This is a genomic window from Campylobacter concisus (genome assembly GCF_015679985.1).
Lineage (GTDB): Bacteria > Campylobacterota > Campylobacteria > Campylobacterales > Campylobacteraceae > Campylobacter_A > Campylobacter_A concisus_AC.
In genome coordinates this window covers 390,824-406,805 of record NZ_CP049239.1, presented here as the reverse complement: position 1 = coordinate 406,805, position 15,982 = coordinate 390,824, and the positions used below count along the sequence as shown (strand labels likewise).

At 36.8% G+C, this 15,982-nt stretch carries 13 protein-coding genes and 1 tRNA gene; 1 reads left to right on the top strand and 13 read right to left on the bottom strand.

Features of this window, described 5'->3' with window-relative positions:
* Positions 1-125 precede the first annotated feature (125 nt).
* The 6 genes from G5B98_RS02050 to G5B98_RS02025 all read right to left on the bottom strand — a co-directional run bounded on the left by G5B98_RS02050 (position 126) and on the right by G5B98_RS02025 (position 4,023).
* Positions 126-201, bottom strand: a tRNA-Phe gene (locus G5B98_RS02050).
* A 152-nt stretch (positions 202-353) separates the two neighbouring features.
* Positions 354-1,130: an energy transducer TonB gene (locus tag G5B98_RS02045; protein ID WP_232524608.1), complete on the bottom strand. Its 777-nt coding sequence runs from the start codon at positions 1,128-1,130 to the stop codon at positions 354-356.
* Positions 1,105-1,488, bottom strand: a complete 384-nt coding sequence (exbD, locus tag G5B98_RS02040) for a TonB system transport protein ExbD (RefSeq protein ID WP_072593836.1) — start codon at positions 1,486-1,488, stop codon at positions 1,105-1,107. The genes G5B98_RS02045 and exbD overlap by 26 nt, the downstream gene beginning before the upstream one ends.
* Positions 1,475-1,903 (bottom strand): TonB-system energizer ExbB, encoded by a 429-nt coding sequence (gene exbB / locus G5B98_RS02035; protein ID WP_054196205.1) that lies wholly within the window; start codon positions 1,901-1,903, stop codon positions 1,475-1,477. The genes exbD and exbB overlap by 14 nt, the downstream gene beginning before the upstream one ends.
* A gap of 135 nt (positions 1,904-2,038) precedes the next feature.
* Positions 2,039-2,983, bottom strand: a complete 945-nt coding sequence (gene waaF / locus G5B98_RS02030; RefSeq protein WP_196087038.1) for a lipopolysaccharide heptosyltransferase II — start codon at positions 2,981-2,983, stop codon at positions 2,039-2,041.
* A complete protein-coding gene (locus G5B98_RS02025; protein WP_196087037.1) occupies positions 2,980-4,023 on the bottom strand; it encodes a glycosyltransferase family 4 protein in 1,044 nt (347 codons plus the stop codon). The genes waaF and G5B98_RS02025 overlap by 4 nt, the downstream gene beginning before the upstream one ends.
* A 119-nt stretch (positions 4,024-4,142) precedes the next feature.
* On the opposite strand from G5B98_RS02025, the gene polA reads away from it, so the two are divergent.
* Positions 4,143-6,779 (top strand): DNA polymerase I, encoded by a 2,637-nt coding sequence (gene polA, locus G5B98_RS02020; RefSeq protein ID WP_196087036.1) that lies wholly within the window; start codon positions 4,143-4,145, stop codon positions 6,777-6,779.
* On the opposite strand, the gene G5B98_RS02015 is transcribed toward polA, so the two are convergent.
* The 7 genes from G5B98_RS02015 to murC all read right to left on the bottom strand — a co-directional run bounded on the left by G5B98_RS02015 (position 6,771) and on the right by murC (position 15,933).
* Positions 6,771-8,555, bottom strand: a complete 1,785-nt coding sequence (locus tag G5B98_RS02015) for a P-loop NTPase fold protein (protein ID WP_196087035.1) — start codon at positions 8,553-8,555, stop codon at positions 6,771-6,773. The two genes, polA and G5B98_RS02015, sit on opposite strands and share 9 nt — an antisense overlap.
* Before the next feature lie 122 nt (positions 8,556-8,677).
* A complete protein-coding gene (gene dapE / locus G5B98_RS02010) occupies positions 8,678-9,772 on the bottom strand; it encodes a succinyl-diaminopimelate desuccinylase (RefSeq protein WP_196087034.1) in 1,095 nt (364 codons plus the stop codon).
* Positions 9,773-9,780: 8 nt separating this feature from the next.
* Positions 9,781-11,694 carry an EAL domain-containing protein gene (locus tag G5B98_RS02005; RefSeq protein ID WP_196087033.1) on the bottom strand — a complete coding sequence of 638 codons (1,914 nt, stop codon included), beginning with the start codon at positions 11,692-11,694 and terminating at the stop codon, positions 9,781-9,783.
* Positions 11,695-11,769: 75 nt separating this feature from the next.
* A complete protein-coding gene (locus tag G5B98_RS02000; RefSeq protein WP_196087032.1) occupies positions 11,770-13,974 on the bottom strand; it encodes an endonuclease MutS2 in 2,205 nt (734 codons plus the stop codon).
* Entirely contained in the window at positions 13,971-14,315 is a 345-nt protein-coding gene (locus tag G5B98_RS01995) for a hypothetical protein (RefSeq protein ID WP_196087031.1), read from the bottom strand. The genes G5B98_RS02000 and G5B98_RS01995 overlap by 4 nt, the downstream gene beginning before the upstream one ends.
* The gene (locus tag G5B98_RS01990) at positions 14,309-14,626 is read right to left on the bottom strand and encodes a hypothetical protein (RefSeq protein WP_196087030.1); all 318 of its coding nucleotides are present in this window, start codon (positions 14,624-14,626) and stop codon (positions 14,309-14,311) included. The genes G5B98_RS01995 and G5B98_RS01990 overlap by 7 nt, the downstream gene beginning before the upstream one ends.
* Complete coding sequence (gene murC, locus G5B98_RS01985) at positions 14,626-15,933, bottom strand: UDP-N-acetylmuramate--L-alanine ligase (RefSeq protein ID WP_196087338.1); 1,308 nt, start codon at positions 15,931-15,933, stop codon at positions 14,626-14,628. The genes G5B98_RS01990 and murC overlap by 1 nt, the downstream gene beginning before the upstream one ends.
* Positions 15,934-15,982 lie beyond the last annotated feature (49 nt).

The window sequence follows — 15,982 nt, the reverse complement described above, 5'->3', positions numbered from 1 at the left end:
TGTTATATTTTAAATTTATTAATAATAAAAAATTTATTTAAATTTTATAAATAACCTAGAAGTCTTGTAAATGCGAAATTTAATAGAACCAAGAAAAAAATGATTAATGTTTAAGGAAAGGTTAATGGTGGTTAGAGGCAGAATCGAACTGCCGACACGCAGATTTTCAGTCTGCTGCTCTACCGACTGAGCTATCCAACCACTCGTTAAAGAAAGTCAGATTATACATGTTTAATATTTAAAGCAAGTTTAAAATACACGCTTTTTAAATAAAATAAGTTATGTTTTTCTATTTTGATTTAAAATATAAAAAGAAATTCTAATAAATTACGAGCTTAAAGTAAGCTTGTAATTTATTTTAATGTATACGAAATAGGGAATCGAAGGTAACGATCTTGCTTAGGCTTTGGAAACTCAGAGCTTGCTCTTTGAATATTTTCTAAAGCACCATTATCAAGCGACTCAAAACCAGAGCTTTTACTAACTTTAAGTTCATCTATGCTGCCGTCTTGCTTGAGTAAAAACCTAACTTCTACAACACCTTGATGCTTCATACGTCTAGCATTATTTGGGTAACTTTTATGCCTCTTAACTGCGATTATAACCTTCATAAAATCTTCATCACCTTGCGAATTTGATAAATTTAGCTCAGGTGTTACATTTTGAACTGGGGCTGCAGCGATAGACTTGTTATTGGCTGGTAAATTTGTATTTACACTAGCTGGCGGTACAATAGGCTGCACTGGCTGAGCAATTACCGGTTCAGGCTTGGGCTCTATTTTTTTCTCTTTTTTAGGCTCTACCTTTTTTATTTCACGCTTTGGTTTCTCCACCTTTTTAGGTTCAGGTTTTGGTTCTGGCTTTGGCTCAGGTTTTGGTGGCTCTGGTGGTGGCGGTGGAGCTGGTGGAGTTGGCTCTGGTATAAGCATTTGCTCCGCTATTTGAGGTGCTGAGACTTGTGGTACTGGAGTAAATGAATTAAGAGCTATTTTTATCGGTTTTTGCTCACCTATTTTTATCTCATCAAAATCATGTGAAAGCAAAAAATATACTGCCGCTCCATGCACTATAAGTGAAACAGCTAAGCCACTGTAATTTGAAATTTTATTCAGAGATTGTTTGGATTGCAAAATTTTCGTGGCCCTTCTCTTTTAATATATCAATTACTTTGACAAAGCTATCAAATTTCGAATTTTTATCGCTTTTTAGTTCGATCAATGTCTTTATATCAACCGCATTTAGCTTATCTTTGAGTTCGTTCTCAGAAATTTCTACATCATCTATAAAAAATTTATTATCCTTATCAATTACTACGCTTACCTTTTTATCGTCCTCTTTACTTTGCTCAGCACTGTTTGCACTTGGAAGATCAATAGCTATCTTGCCTTGAGCAATAAAAGTCGAAATACTAAGCACGATAGCAAGCAAAACAAGCATAATATCAATAAATGGGACAATATTTAACCCATCTTTTTTATTTAGACGCATTTTCAGCCTTGTATCTATTTAGCATTACATCTACTTTCCTAACAAAACCATTGTAAATCATCAAAGTCGGTATCGCCACAAGTAGTCCAAAAGCAGTTGCTTTTAGTGCAAGAGAGAGGCCGACCATTATGCTTTTAGTATCGATTCCGCCTGCCATACCCATATCATAAAATGTGATCATAATGCCAGCAACTGTACCAAGAAGTCCTACATATGGTGCATTTGAGTAGATAATATAAAGTGTGGTTAAATTTTTGGTTAGTGCTTCTTCAAGCGATTCGATACTTTTATAGCCTTTTATATCAACGCGTGAATAAAAAATAATACGCTCAATCGTATACCAAAGTACAAAAAAACTCATAATACCTAAAATCGCAATAATTACATGATCAATGTGATGTTTAATTAGCTCCATAATACCTTCTTAGTAAAAATTTTTGCGTGATTATAGCTATATTGATAACCAATGTCAAATGTTTAGTAAAAATGTAATCAAATAAAAACTAAAATTTTTAATTTTGTATGTATATATTTAATTATGTTTAGAAATTCAAAAATTTAATTTTTTTCTTAGCAGCTCTATTTCAGCAATGACTATTTTTGGCGTAAGCTCCTTCATGCAGGCATGTGTTTTTATAGGGCATACTCGCTTCATGCATGGCATACACTCTAAATTTAAGTGCACTATCTTTGCACTTTCGTCTTGCCATGGGCTAGTCTCTTTAAATTTAGTCGGTCCAAAAAGAGCCACAAGTGGCACTTTATAGGCAGCTGCGATATGCATAGGACCACTATCGTTTGTCAAAAAGATACCATTTTTTATAGAGCCTATAACCTCACAAAGCTCTTTTATGCTCGTTTTTCCAGCTAAATTTTCACATTTCATACCATTTTGCAAGAGTATTTGCTCGATTTCATTGCAGATCTCAAGCTCGGCTTTTGAGCCAGTAATCTTTACATCAAATTCATCTTTAAAGTGCAGTGCAACCTCTGCAAAATAGTGCGGATACCACCTTTTGGCACTTCCGTAGCTAGCACCTGGATTTAGAACAAGGAGCTTTTGCTCACTTTTTTTAGCTTCATAGTAAATCTTTAGCTCGTTTAAAATTTCTTTTAAATTTAGGCTTTGCTTTATGAAATTTAGATATTTCTGCACCTGATGCAAGCTCTCGCTACTCTTTTTAAAGCAAAATTTTTGCGTTGCTTTTAGAAAAAATAGCAAAAATTTACTAGCAAATGAGCTTCTAAAACTAATAGCGATATCAAATTTTCCAAGCTTGCTAGCCGTTTTTATAAGACTTAAATATCTTGAGTTTTGCTTTTTACTATCGTCAATGACTACTTTTTCGCACTTTGGATGTGATTTATAAAGCTCACAGGCCACGTAAGAGCCAAAAAATACAATATTTTTAGCATTTTTACTTAAATTTTCTATCGCTGCGCTCGCCATCACAGCATCTCCAAGCCAAGTTGGAAGCTCTATAAAAACTCTCACTTTTGTTCCAAATTTAGCACTTCGTTTATGATTTCAAGAGTTTTGCTTGCATTTTCTTCTATACTAAATTTTTGCGAAAGTAAAAATGACTCCTCTTGCAGCTCTCTCATCATCTCATTATCATTAAGCACCTGCTCCACTAGCTCTAGTATACTTTCATCATTTGGTTCACGCATGATAAAACGATTTTCTAAAATTTCAGCTGCCCCGTTTTGAGCCGTTGTAAAGACAATATTTTTAAAGCTAAGCGCCTCTAAAACGACATTTGAAAATGGCTCATAGTGTGTTGGAAATATAAAAATATCACTTGCTTCATAAAATTTTGCAGTCATTTTTTGCTCACCTGTAAAAAATGCATTTATCTTTAGCTTTTTTGCTAGCTTCTTATATGAATTTAAATTTTTATCTTTGCCTACTATTAGCGCATTTACTGGCGTTTTTAGCTTTGAGACAAGAAGCAAAAAGTCCTTTGCCCCTTTTCTTTTAAAGCCATTTCCGACAAAAAGCACAATTGGTAAATTGTAATCGAGTCCAAATTCTTCGCATACGCTAAGTTTTGCTTCACCTTTTTCTACCTTTTGTGGCAAATTTATACCGTTGTAAATGGTAACGATCTTTGACTCATCGACACCGTAAGCTGAGATGATTTGCTCTTTTATGTAGTTTGAATTTGCGATTATCTTTTTAGAATTTTTAAAGCAACGTTTTTCTAGATATGGATAGACAAAATTTAGAGGATTAACCCACCAAAATGGCTTTGTAGCACGATAAATTTTATGCACGCCATCCCCTGCTCTATAAATATCTGCGCAGCTCACTCGCTCTAAGCTAAAATATATCTCATCGTTTTGTTTCTGGCGTTTTACCTGTGCGTTAAATCTCAAAGCCTTTTTCCATGACGAGATCCTAGCCTCTCCTAGATATGAGCGTATAGATGTATCTATACCTACGTCTTTTAGGGCTTTAGTAAGCCTTCTTAAATAGCGTTCGGCACCACCGACTGCATTTGGATTGATACGTAAAAAAACTATTTTTTTCATGACCTCAAAGCTTTTTATTTTTGTGATTTTTTATTTGCAATGTCCGCCATAATATCAAAAATTTTTATAAATCAGCCTATTTTTTGCCTAAATTTCATAAAATTACATAAAGGATAAAAATGAAAACACTTACGATTATTGACACTTTTGGTTTCTTTTTTAGGCTCTACTACGCCATGAGCGGACTTAAAAACAGAGAAGGCAAACCAAGCGGTATGATTAGTGGCTTTGCAAATTTTATAGCAAGCCTCAAGGATGAATACCAAAGCGACTACCTCATCTTTGCTCTTGATAGTAAGGGCAAGACCTTACGTCACGAAATTTTAGGTGATTATAAAGCCAATAGAAACGAGCCGCCAGCTCAACTAAAAGAACAGCTTCCAGTTTGCATAGATATGATAGAAAAAATGGGACTTTACAGCCTTAGCCGCGAGGGCTACGAGGCCGATGACATCATCGCAAGTGCGGTTAAATTTTGCAAAGATAAAGATATATTTGTGCGCATCGTTACGCATGATAAGGACCTTTACCAGCTCATAGAGGACGGTAAGGTGAGCATCTACAGCCCACAAAGCAAGATCGATCATGATAGTGCAAGCTGCTTTGAAAAATATGGAGTTTATCCAGCACAGGTAAGGGACTTTCTAGCAATCGCAGGCGATAGCTCGGACAACATCCCAGGTGTCAAAGGTATCGGTGCAGTGGGGGCTAAAAAGCTTTTAGCTGAGTACGGAAACTTAGAGGGAATTTATGAAAATTTAGCCCTTCTTAGAAACGAGCGCACTAAAAATATGCTTGCCGCCGCAAAAGACGAGGCATTTTTGAGCAAAAAGCTAGCCACTTTATTTGATGACGCAGTTAGTTCATTTGATCTTGAGCATTCTAAATTTCCCGAGCAAAATCCTTTGATAAATATCTCAGAAATTTTAAAAGAGTACGATCTAAATAGGCTTCTTAAGAGCTTGCAAAAAGAGGAAAATGCTGAATTTAAACTTGGCTTTAGAGCAAATTTACTCCTTGATGAAGCTAGCATTGAAAAGCTCTTATCAGACGTCACACCAGAGACTATCGTCGCTTTTGACACTGAGACCACTGGCGTTGATAGCAAGAGCGCAAAGATCGTTGGATTTAGCTTTTGCTTTAACGACGAGGACGCCTACTACGTGCCGGTAGCTCACAACTACCTTGGTGTACCACAGCAAATTAGCCTAAAATTTGCCACTTGGGCGATAGGGCAAATTTACAAAGGCTGCGTAATCGGACAAAATTTAAAGTATGACTTTGAGATAGTTAAAAATAACCTAGGTCTAAATCCTCCAGCAAATTTTAAAGACACAATGATCCTTGCTTGGCTTAGCGATCCAAACTCGAGTGTCGGCATGGACGCACTGGCAAAGAGACTTTATGACTACGACACGATAAAATTTGAAGATGTGGTCAAAAAGGGGCAAACTTTTGGCGATGTGCCGCTAGAAAATGCCGCCAAATACGCGAGTGAGGACGCTTGGATAACGCTTAAGTTTTATAAAACTTTTTTAAACACGCTTGATAAAAATTTACTTACCCTTGCCGATACACACGAGTTTCCTTTCATCCTCACGCTCTTTGATATGGAGCAAAACGGCATCAAGATAAATGAAGCCAAAATGCAAAAGCTTATCCTTGAAAACGACACCAAACTAAAAGCACTAACAAGTGAAATTTACGAGCTAAGCGGCGAAAATTTCAACATAAACTCAGTAAAACAGCTTGGCGTCATACTTTTTGAGCACTTAAAGCTTCCAACCAAAAAGAAGACAAAAACAGGCTATAGTACCGATGAGAGCGTGCTAGCTGAACTCATAGATGCTCATCCGGTGATTGAGAAAATTTTAGCTTACCGCGAGCTATATAAACTACAAAGCACCTACTGCGAGCCACTTTTAGCGCTTGCGAAAAAGGATGAGGGCTCACGAATTTACACGAGCTTTTTGCAAACTGGCACGAGTACTGGCAGGCTTTCAAGTAAAAATCCAAATTTACAAAATATCCCAGCTCGTGGCAGCCTCGCAAAGGACGTCAGAGAGTGCTTTGAAGCGCGCGAGGGATATAGTTTTGTGGGGCTTGACTACAGCCAGATCGAGCTTAGGCTGCTAGCTCACTTTAGTCAAGATCCTGCGCTGCTTACGGCGTTTAAAAATGACGAGGATATCCACGCAAGGACGGCTATTAGCATATTTGGTAGTAGTGATGGGCAAAATAGAGCCGTGGCAAAGAGTATAAATTTTGGGCTCATTTACGGCATGGGCTCAAGCAAGCTGGCAAATCAAGTAAATATCACTAGGGCCGAGGCAAAAGAGTATATAGAGCGCTATTTTAAGGCGTTTGCGACGATCAAAGACTTTTTGGAGAGCATAAAAATTTCAGCCAAAAATGACGGCTTTGTGCAGACGTTACTTGGCAGGAGGCGCTACTTTGACTTTAAAAGTGCCACACCTATGCAGATAGCGATGTTTGAGCGCGAGGCGGTAAATACGGTCTTTCAAGGCTCTGCAGCAGATCTTGTCAAGATGGCGATGGTAAAAGTTAGAGCAAATTTAGATGAAAAAGCGAGTATGTTGCTTCAGATCCACGATGAGCTGATCTTTGAAGTAAAAGACGAATTTGCACAGGAATTTGGCAGGGCGACACAAAAGACGATGGAGGAAATTTACACGTTAAATGTACCGCTTAAAACATCGCTAAATATCGCTAAAAACTGGGGTGAGTTAAAGTAACTCCATGCTTGGCTTACCCTTTTCTTTTTCTAAGAACTCAAGTAATAAAGTCATTTGTAGTTTTTGGCTTTCATTTCCATTTTTTGATATCTTTTGAAATATTTTTTGAATTTTACCTTTAAAATCTTCAGCTTCTGGATATCTATTAGAGCGTATAAATTTTGTTGCGTTATATACAAAATCATTATTTTTACAACAATATTCTTCTAATTTTTCTTCTGGTATTTTTGTCAAAGATTCTTTTTTAACTCGACTCTTGCTTTTAAAAACATTTTCTATTATACCTTCTGCAGTAGATATTTTAAAAAGCTCTTTTTTATACATAAACTCATCATATAAATCTTTAAATTTCTGATCAAATTCTATCATTTTATCAATAATGATCCATATGTCAGGATCTTCATATTTTTCGCTATCAAATATATATTTTAAATATTCTAATAATACTTCGAAGGCAAATTTACGATATTCTTTTTTATGCTTTTTATCAAAATCTTCCAATTTTTCTATATACAATAAAAACGAACCAATCTCTACGATGTCTAATATGTTTTCTTTATTTTTTTTCAATAAATCAAATAAATTATTTACAAAGTAAGAATTCTTATATTGCAGATTATATACACCATTAAAATATTCACTTCTTATATTTTCTCTTATAGTTTTATTATTATATTTCTTAACTATATCCTTTATAATTTGTTCAAGATCTTCATAATCTACAATAGACCTTTTTACATAAGAAAATATATTTTTAATTAATCGGCGAGAATTTTGTGACATTTCATAACCAAATTCATGACCAATAAGTAAAACAAACATATCTCTTAGCTCTGTCTGGCTCTTATCTTTGCGAAACAAAAATCCATCGAGCTTAGAAGACAGACCAATGGCATTTACAACTGACACTCCTATGATATGATTTATGACCTCCTCTTTTATTAATCCATCATTTTGCAACATCTTCTCTATAAATTGATAATAATCATTTAAAGCATTTATAGCTCGCCTCATCACTCTAATATTATTTATGGCGTGCTTTGCGAAATACCGCAATGCCGCATCTCGGTAAACTTCCTCTAGTTTGTCTGATATGACACTAAAAGATTCCTGTGGAGTTGGATCGTAATAAAATTCGTAGTCCATGATTTTATCTTTGTATTCTGATAAAATTTTTTCTAGTTCTGTTTTATCCTCTTTTATTTGGCTAGTTTTTTTGAGCTCTTTATCTTCTAAATTTTCATCATCTGCTTTTTGTGCTTCATTAGCAAGAGCCGTCATCTTTGAGCGATTTAAAATCATAACTATATGACAATTTTGCTGCTCTTTATATTCGGAAATCAATCCTAAAACATCTTTTAAATTTATCTTATTAGACATTCTTTCAAAGTCATCAAAGCAGATTATTGCATCTTTGTACTTATCTGTATACAAGGAGTCGAGCATAATTAAACTAAATTCTGCAATTTTATTGTCGGCAAATCTTTTTGTAAAGAAACTAAAAATACCTGTAGGAATAAATTTTTCTGATATCCTTGATACAATTTTATTCTTTCTATAAAATTTTAAACTTATCTCTTGCTTTATTTCTTGGATACTTTCCTTGCCAAACAAGGAGACATAAACAGATTTTTCATTAAATTTTGTATCAGAAAAATTTTTCCAAAAAGTTGTTTTCCCTACGCCCCATTCACCGTCTAAAACAATGCATGTGCCAACTTCGCGTTTTAGTATTTTTTCTAGTCTTTCTTCAATATCTACTTTTGAGCTATTCATAGTAAACCTTTGCAAATTTTATTTTTAAAAATTCCAATAGAAAATTTAGCACAACCAGCTAAAAAGCTGTCTTAGAAAAAGGTTCGTATTTTTGTTTTTAGTGTAGTGAAAATTTGTGAATATTATTCTTTGAAATTTTCTATCAAATCTTTAAAAATTTCATAAAGTTTATTGATTTCACTGATGCTGACTCGTTCGTTTTTAGCATGTATGCGGTCGTTTATGACGCCAAATTCTATCGCATCTACACCAAATTCAGCAAAGTGCCTTGCATCGCTCGTGCCGCCCTTTGTATTTAGAACTGGCGTGACTCCGGTGATCTTTGTGACAGAAGCCATTAAATTTTTTACGATTTTGCTATCTTTATTTGTTAAAAATCTCTTTGAGCTTTGTTTTATGCTAAGCTCGTAATCAAGCGCTTTTAAGACCTCTCTAAGATAGCTCTCAACATCATTTATGTCAGTTAAATTTGAGTTTCTCACATTAAACATTATGCTAAGCTCGCTTGGCGTGACGTTGCAAACTTGCATGCCGCCTCTAATATCAGTTACCACGATCTTGCTTGGACTAAAAAACTCGCTCCCAGCGTCCATATCGTGATTAGCTATTTTATTTAAAAGTGGAGCTATCAAATTTACCGGATTTACACACTTTTCAGGATATGCCACGTGCCCTTGAATGCCCTTTATCACGATCTTGCCATTTATTGAGCCACGTCTACCAACTTTTATACTATCACCAAATTCTTTATCGCAAGTTGGCTCAGCCACTATGCAAAATTTTGGCAAATCATTTATTTCGCGTAAATATTCAAGTGCTAAAGGCGTACCATATGTGCCATCGCCCTCTTCGTCGCTTGTTAATATGAGGCTTAGCTTCCCATCAAATTTCGCATCTTTAGCAGCACAAACAAAAGCAGCTACGCCACTTTTCATATCCTGTGCGCCTCTTGCATAGATGTAGCCATCTTTTTCTAGTGGAGTAAATGGCTCACTATCCCAGCCATCACCTGGAGGCACGACATCAACGTGTCCAGCAAAAGCTAGATGCTCGCCATCACCATAAATTTTAGAGAGTATGAGATTTTTGGTGCCGTTTTTTTCTATAAATTTTGCCTCAAAATCAGGCAAAAATCTAGCGATAAATTCTAAGCTTCCAGCATTATTAGGTGTAATAGAGCGAAAGCTTAAAAGCTCTTTTAAAAAGCTAATTACCACTAAGTACCTTATGAGCCAGCACGCTCTGGTGCACCAAAATAAAAGCCCTGGAACTCATCTACGCCGATCTCTTTACAGATTTCAAATATCTCTTTTGAATGCACATATTCAGCAATAGTTTTTATACCAAGGTCTTTTGCAAATGCCACGATCGCACTTGCGATAGAGTGTGAATCTTTATTTATGTCTATATCTTTTATAATAGAGCCATCGATCTTCACGTAGTCAGGCTTGATCTTTATAATGTAAGAAAAATTTGAATATCCTGAGCCAAAATCATCAATAGCGATCTTTGCGCCCATACTTTTTACACGCTCGATAAAATTTGAAACTCTCTCTAAATTTTTAAGCTCTTCATCTTCAACGATCTCAAATACTACTCTACCAGCAACATTATGCTTGTTTAATAAATTTAAAACAAATGAGCTAACATCACCATCGATCATATCTCTACTGCTTAAATTTATAGAAAGTACTAAATTCTTATCCTCTACAAGTTGTTTAAAACACTTTACAATGAGTTGTTTCTCAAGATCAGCATAACGCTTAATACGCTTTGAGATATCCAAAAAGACATTTGGTGATATAACATCGCCTCTATCTAAAAGTCTTATCAAGCATTCGTATTTTACAGGTACCTTTTGGTCATTAACTATCGGCTGAAAATAAGGAACAATATTGTTATTTATAGTGGCGTATTGTATCAGTTTAGAGCGTTCTATTTGAGTTGCGTATTCCTCTTTTTGATTTAGCCCTTTGAAATAACAAACATAGTCTTTATCTTGCTCTTTTGCTGTTTTTAACGCTATTGTTGCTTTTCTTAGTGTTTGGTCACTATCAAGAGCAAAGCCTATTGTACTATGTATCTCGATACCTTCTATCTCTCTACCATCTTCATCGACTATACTTAGCATACGGCCTTTAAAAATTTCTATCAAATCTTCAACCATATCTTCATATCTATCGATAAAGCTATCGCTATCTTCTACCAGAGCAAACCTATCTGCTTCTATACAGTAAGCCTTCATATTCTCATCTTTGGCAAATTCACTGATCAAATCAGCCATCTTTACCAAAATCTGGTCACATGCAAATTTACCGTAAAAGTCATTCATCTTGCCAAAATCGTCAATATCTATAAGCACTACTTTAGGATTTTCATAGCTATTAATATCACGCACCAATGCTGTTTTATTTAAAAGTCCAGTCATCGGATCGATATAAAGCTTTTCTCCAAGCTCTTCTATCTGTTTTTTAGTATCTGTTTTTAATGCGTTATAGTTATTTTTTTCTTTTATATACTTGACTGCGTACCATATACAAGTAGACAAAGCAACTATTGCACCAACGAAGCTTAAGATAAATGTTAAAGCCATATTGTTTAAAAGCCACTCAAAAAAGTACTCATCATGCGTACCGGTAATACGTTGATCGACCTTTCCTTTAAAGCCTAATATATATTCTCCAACCGGTACAAACATACAAACTTGAGCAGCGTTTTCTGGCAAAATTTTTGCCCAAAAATAATCTTTTTGGAAATTATGAGCAAAGATATTTCCACAGCTTTTGTCGTTAAACTCTTGATTTATTATTCTTTTATCTGAAGACGCTACGACCTTGTATCCATTTTTATTATCATCCTTTAATAAAAGAACATCACCCATAGCACTATCGTTAATATAAGATTGGAAATTTGCGACATCATATTTGCTGACATTTTTGAAATAATCAACATATTGATATGTCAAATAATCAACTTTCTTTCGAAGATTAAAACCATTTTCAGCAGAAGCATTATTAAATTTAAAATAAAAAACTGCCAGGTTTTCGACTAAAAAAATACTTCCCAAAACAAACACTAAACCTATAATCGTTTTAGTGATGTTTAGATTTTTACCCGTTTGCTCGTCCTTGTTACTCAAAAGTTACTTCCCTTATTTTGTGTACTTGCTCTGATTATATCAACCTTAAAATAAATTTTAACTTTTAGGAAGAAGTTAAAGCCTGACTATTTTAGCTCCATATCCGCCTTGATTTGCCGGTGCGTCAAAAAATTCTTTCACACTTGGATGCTCTTTTAAGAAATTTTTAACTGCAAAGGCAAGCTTGCCAGTACCGATGCCGTGAAATACGCTAACCTCATCAAACCCCATAACAAGACTATCTGAGATAAATTTATCAAGCTTTGCTATCGCCTCGTCAGCTCTCATGCCGTGCAGATCAATCGAGAGTGAGGCCGTTTTTGGCTTATCGACACTTAAATTTACGCCGCCTTTTTTAGGCAAGACTACCTCGTTGCCATTTTTTCTTAAAAGCTCAAGTGGCACACGTAAATTTATGCCATTTGACTCGATCATAGCGTCATTTTTAGAGATGCTTAAAACCGTGCCTTTGATATTTTCATACTTCACTCTATCGCCTACTTTTAGGCTCTCGCGCTCAGTTTTTTTAGGCTTAATGATGGCAGCTTTTTTCTCATTTGCCACGTTTAGCGTCCTTTGCTTGTCTTTTATATCCTTGAAATTTATAACAGCTTTTGCCGCATTTATCGCTTCATAATACTCTTTTTCAAGCTTTGAAATAGTCGCATTTAGCTTGATCTCATTTTTCTCTTTTAGCTCTTTTTGCTCCTCAAGCAAGCGCTCCAGCCGCTCCTCTTTTGCCGTGACCTCTTTTATGCCCTCATCAAGCTTGGTTTGTAAATTTAGCGTCTTTGTGATGATCTCGTTTAAATTCTCTTTATCTTCGCCGTAAATTTTCTTTGCCTGAGCCACTAAATTTTGAGATATGCCGTATCTTGCCGCCGTTTCAAAGGCGTAAGACTTGCCGATCGTGCCTTTTAAAAACTCAAATTTAGGCTTTTGAGCCGCCTCGTCGTAAAGTGCCGCCACTAGCTCAACCTCTGGATTTTTAGCTAATAGCATCGCAAGGCGCTTGTGGTGGGTCGTGATGATCATTTTGATATCTTGAGTGATGAGGCGCTCTATCATGACGCCATACAAGCTCGCAGCCTCCTCAAAATCGGTGCCAAGCTCGATCTCGTCAATGCCGATAATGATCGATTTTTTAGTAAAAAGCTTTGCAAAATGCACCATCCTGCCAGCAAAGGTCGAGATGTCGTTTTTCACACTTTGCGGATCTTCTATAATAGCGTCAAATTCTTTAAAAGAGCCGATCGTCGAGCGGTTTGCGTCGATACGCATAGGTAGTAAATATTTTGCAAGTAGCGTGGCTGAGATGATTGATTTTAAAAGCATCGACTTACCGCCAGCATTTACGCCGGTTATTAAAAGTACCTTTTTACTAAAATCCACGCTCACGCTTTTTGGGTTTTTAAGCGCTGGGTGGGCAAATTTCTCAAGCTTGATAACGTGCGAGCCATTTGGCAAAACAAACTCATAGTCACGCGATCTAGCCAAATTTACACGCGCCTGATATGCGTCAAACTGATCAAAAGCATTATTTATAAATTTCAAAAAGAGTAGGCTCTTGCTCATCTGCAGGCTAAATTTCTTGCAGTGCTCAAAAATGATTTCCTCTTTTCTATCAAGTAGCTCGCTTTGCTCTTTTTTTAGGCGCTCGGTGCTTGCAGGTGCGACGTAGAAGTAGCCGCCTGAGCTTCTAGCGATCACGGTGCCTTTTAGGGCATGGTTAAAGCCGCCACGCACCAAAAGTGCCTCTTGCGAGTTGATATAGTGCGTCTGGGTATCGACTAGATAGGGCGTGATGTGCTTTGAGTAAATAAGCTTTTTAAGCTCAGCGTCGATCTGGCGCTTTTTCTCGTTAAATGCCTGTTTTATCGTAGAAAATCTCTCATCCACGCTGTCGCTAAACTCGCCGTTTTCATCAAAGCTGTTTGCCAAAGTGATCATCGCTTCAGGAATTTCTACCTTTGCGATCCACTCGCCAAGTCTGCCTTCAAATTTTTGCTTTTTTAGATATGAAAAATACTTAATAATCTTTGCAAACTCATAAATTTCACTGATGTGAAGCACCGCTTGCTTGCTAAGTCTAATTAGCGCGTCATCTAGTTTTTTTATCTCGTCTGGCGCCTTGAAGTCATACTTTGAAAGCTCGCTAATGTTTTCAAAGTGGATTTTGCTATCGCCTTGTAAAAATAGCGGTTTTTGCCTTGCTAAAAAGGAGTGAAATTTATCCAGATACTCGCCTAGATCTAGCTTTGAAAATATCTCTTCAGTCATTGTTCACAACTTTTTATCGGCACTATCACGCCTGAGAGATCGCTAAATTCTCTTTTAGCTAAAAATGACGCTGTACCAAATTCGTAGTTAAATTTCTCAGAGCTTACATTGTATTCGCCACATTTTAGTGTTTTGCCCTGCTTAAAATCACTAACTAGCTTTGAGATGGCGTCCTCGTTTTTTGATAAATTCTCTTCGTAAAAATAGACGCAAATAAAGATCGCTACAAGCACCGCGCTAACGAGCGCTTTTATGCCTTTGCTGATCTTTTCATCTTTTATCGCCCAAATCGCTCCAAAAAGTACGATCAAGCCAGCAATTAGAATCAAATTTCTTACCATTTCACGCCTTTATATTTTGCGATAAGCTCTTTGTAAAGCTCAGCATGAGGATTGATCTTGTCTAAAATTTCAGCCTTAACCTCACTGATATCTTGTTTTTCAACTAGCAAGCAAACAGCCATATACGGGGCATTCGGTAACATATCTTTTATCTGGGCGCTACTTAGCTTTTGCTCCCTTGCAAGCGCTATCATGATATCTTTTTTGCCTAAATTTATAAGGCTTGAAATTTCATCCTCGCTTAACTCTTTTTCATTTATCTCTTTTAAAATTTCATTTTCATCTTGAGGCTTGAAAGTGCTTAGATCCATTAGTAGCCGCCCCTTAGTTGCACGCTGATATCGCCTGCTCCAAAACCGACCACTATGCCGTCACTTAGGCGGTTTTTCACGCCAAATTCATCTGTAAATTCTATGCCCTCTTCAACCCTCTCGACCTTGTCGGTAAAGATCGGGTTATACTCGCTAAATTCGCTCTTCATATCAACTTCGATCGGATTTTCTCCGGCTGCATAAACTGGCAATATAACAAGTTCATCAACGCCCTTAAAACACTCTTTAAAGCCAGGTAAATTTGTGCTAAGTCTTGTGTAGCGGTGCGGCTGAAATATCGCTGTGACGCTGTTTATGCCTAAAATTTTGGCGTATTCAAAGACTGATTTTAGCGTCGCTTTTATCTCGGTTGGATGGTGTGCGTAGTCGTCTATTAGAACGAAATTTTTGTTTGCACAAAGTATGTCAAAACGCTTTTTTATGCCTTTAAAATTTAGTAAATTTTCTCTGATATCTTTAAGCGGTGTCTCGTGCATCGCAGCAAGAATAGCCAAAGATGCGTCTATAGCGATGTGCTCGCCCATGCCAAAGGCTTCAAATTTGCCTAAATTTTTAAGATTAAAGCTGGTGTATGGCTGATAGTCTCTTACAACCATCGTAAGCTCGGTGATGTCGGTGCTTGGATAAAGCCTGATCGCATCAAGCTTAAGCGTGCTTAAAAACTCGTCCTCAGCGTTTATCACTCTAACCTTCGCGCGCTCCAAAAAGCCCTTGTAGGCTGCGTAAAATTTAGCTAGATCGTAGTCGTAGTGTTCCATGTGCTCTGGCTCTGCGTTGGTGACTATGGCTAGATATGGGTTTGAGTTTAGAAAGCTCGAATCGCTCTCATCAGCCTCAAATACGACGTTGTCACTCTTTGCATAGCGCATATTTGAGCCAAACTGCTTTGAGATGGCGCCGATGATGACTGAGCCTTCGATTAGGCTTGCTAGCATCGCTGAAGTCGTGCTCTTGCCGTGCGCACCAGCTACTGCAAAAACACACTTATCCTCAAGCACGTAAGGCAAAATTTCCTTTCTTGAAAAGCACTTTATACCCTTTCTCCTAGCCTCCACTAGCTCGATATTGTCCTCTTTTATCGCAGCTGAGTAGACCACAAAGTCTTGGTCTTTTATCGCCTCTTTGCAGTGCGGCGTGATGACTTCGATGCCTTCATCTTTTAGCTCTAGCGTCGTCTTACTCTCTTTGATGTCGCTGCCGCTTATCTTGTGGCCTTTTTCGTGTAAAAATCTAGCGATGGCTGAGATGCCGATACCACCGATGCCTATGAAATGGACTTTTTTGATTTCGTTGTTTAGCTCTTGCAAATTTTATCCTTAAGTTTTTCGTGATTTT

Excerpts from the sequence above, each read along its gene's own strand:
- G5B98_RS02000 (WP_196087032.1), bottom strand. The coding sequence starts at position 13,974 with ATGACTGAAGAGATATTTTCAAAGCTAGATCTAGGCGAGTATCTGGAT.
- G5B98_RS01990 (WP_196087030.1), bottom strand. The coding sequence starts at position 14,626 with ATGGATCTAAGCACTTTCAAGCCTCAAGATGAAAATGAAATTTTAAAA.
- polA (WP_196087036.1), top strand. The coding sequence starts at position 4,143 with ATGAAAACACTTACGATTATTGACACTTTTGGTTTCTTTTTTAGGCTC.
- G5B98_RS02015 (WP_196087035.1), bottom strand. The coding sequence starts at position 8,555 with ATGAATAGCTCAAAAGTAGATATTGAAGAAAGACTAGAAAAAATACTA.
- exbD (WP_072593836.1), bottom strand. The coding sequence starts at position 1,488 with ATGCGTCTAAATAAAAAAGATGGGTTAAATATTGTCCCATTTATTGAT.
- G5B98_RS02025 (WP_196087037.1), bottom strand. The coding sequence starts at position 4,023 with ATGAAAAAAATAGTTTTTTTACGTATCAATCCAAATGCAGTCGGTGGT.
- exbB (WP_054196205.1), bottom strand. The coding sequence starts at position 1,903 with ATGGAGCTAATTAAACATCACATTGATCATGTAATTATTGCGATTTTA.
- G5B98_RS01995 (WP_196087031.1), bottom strand. The coding sequence starts at position 14,315 with ATGGTAAGAAATTTGATTCTAATTGCTGGCTTGATCGTACTTTTTGGA.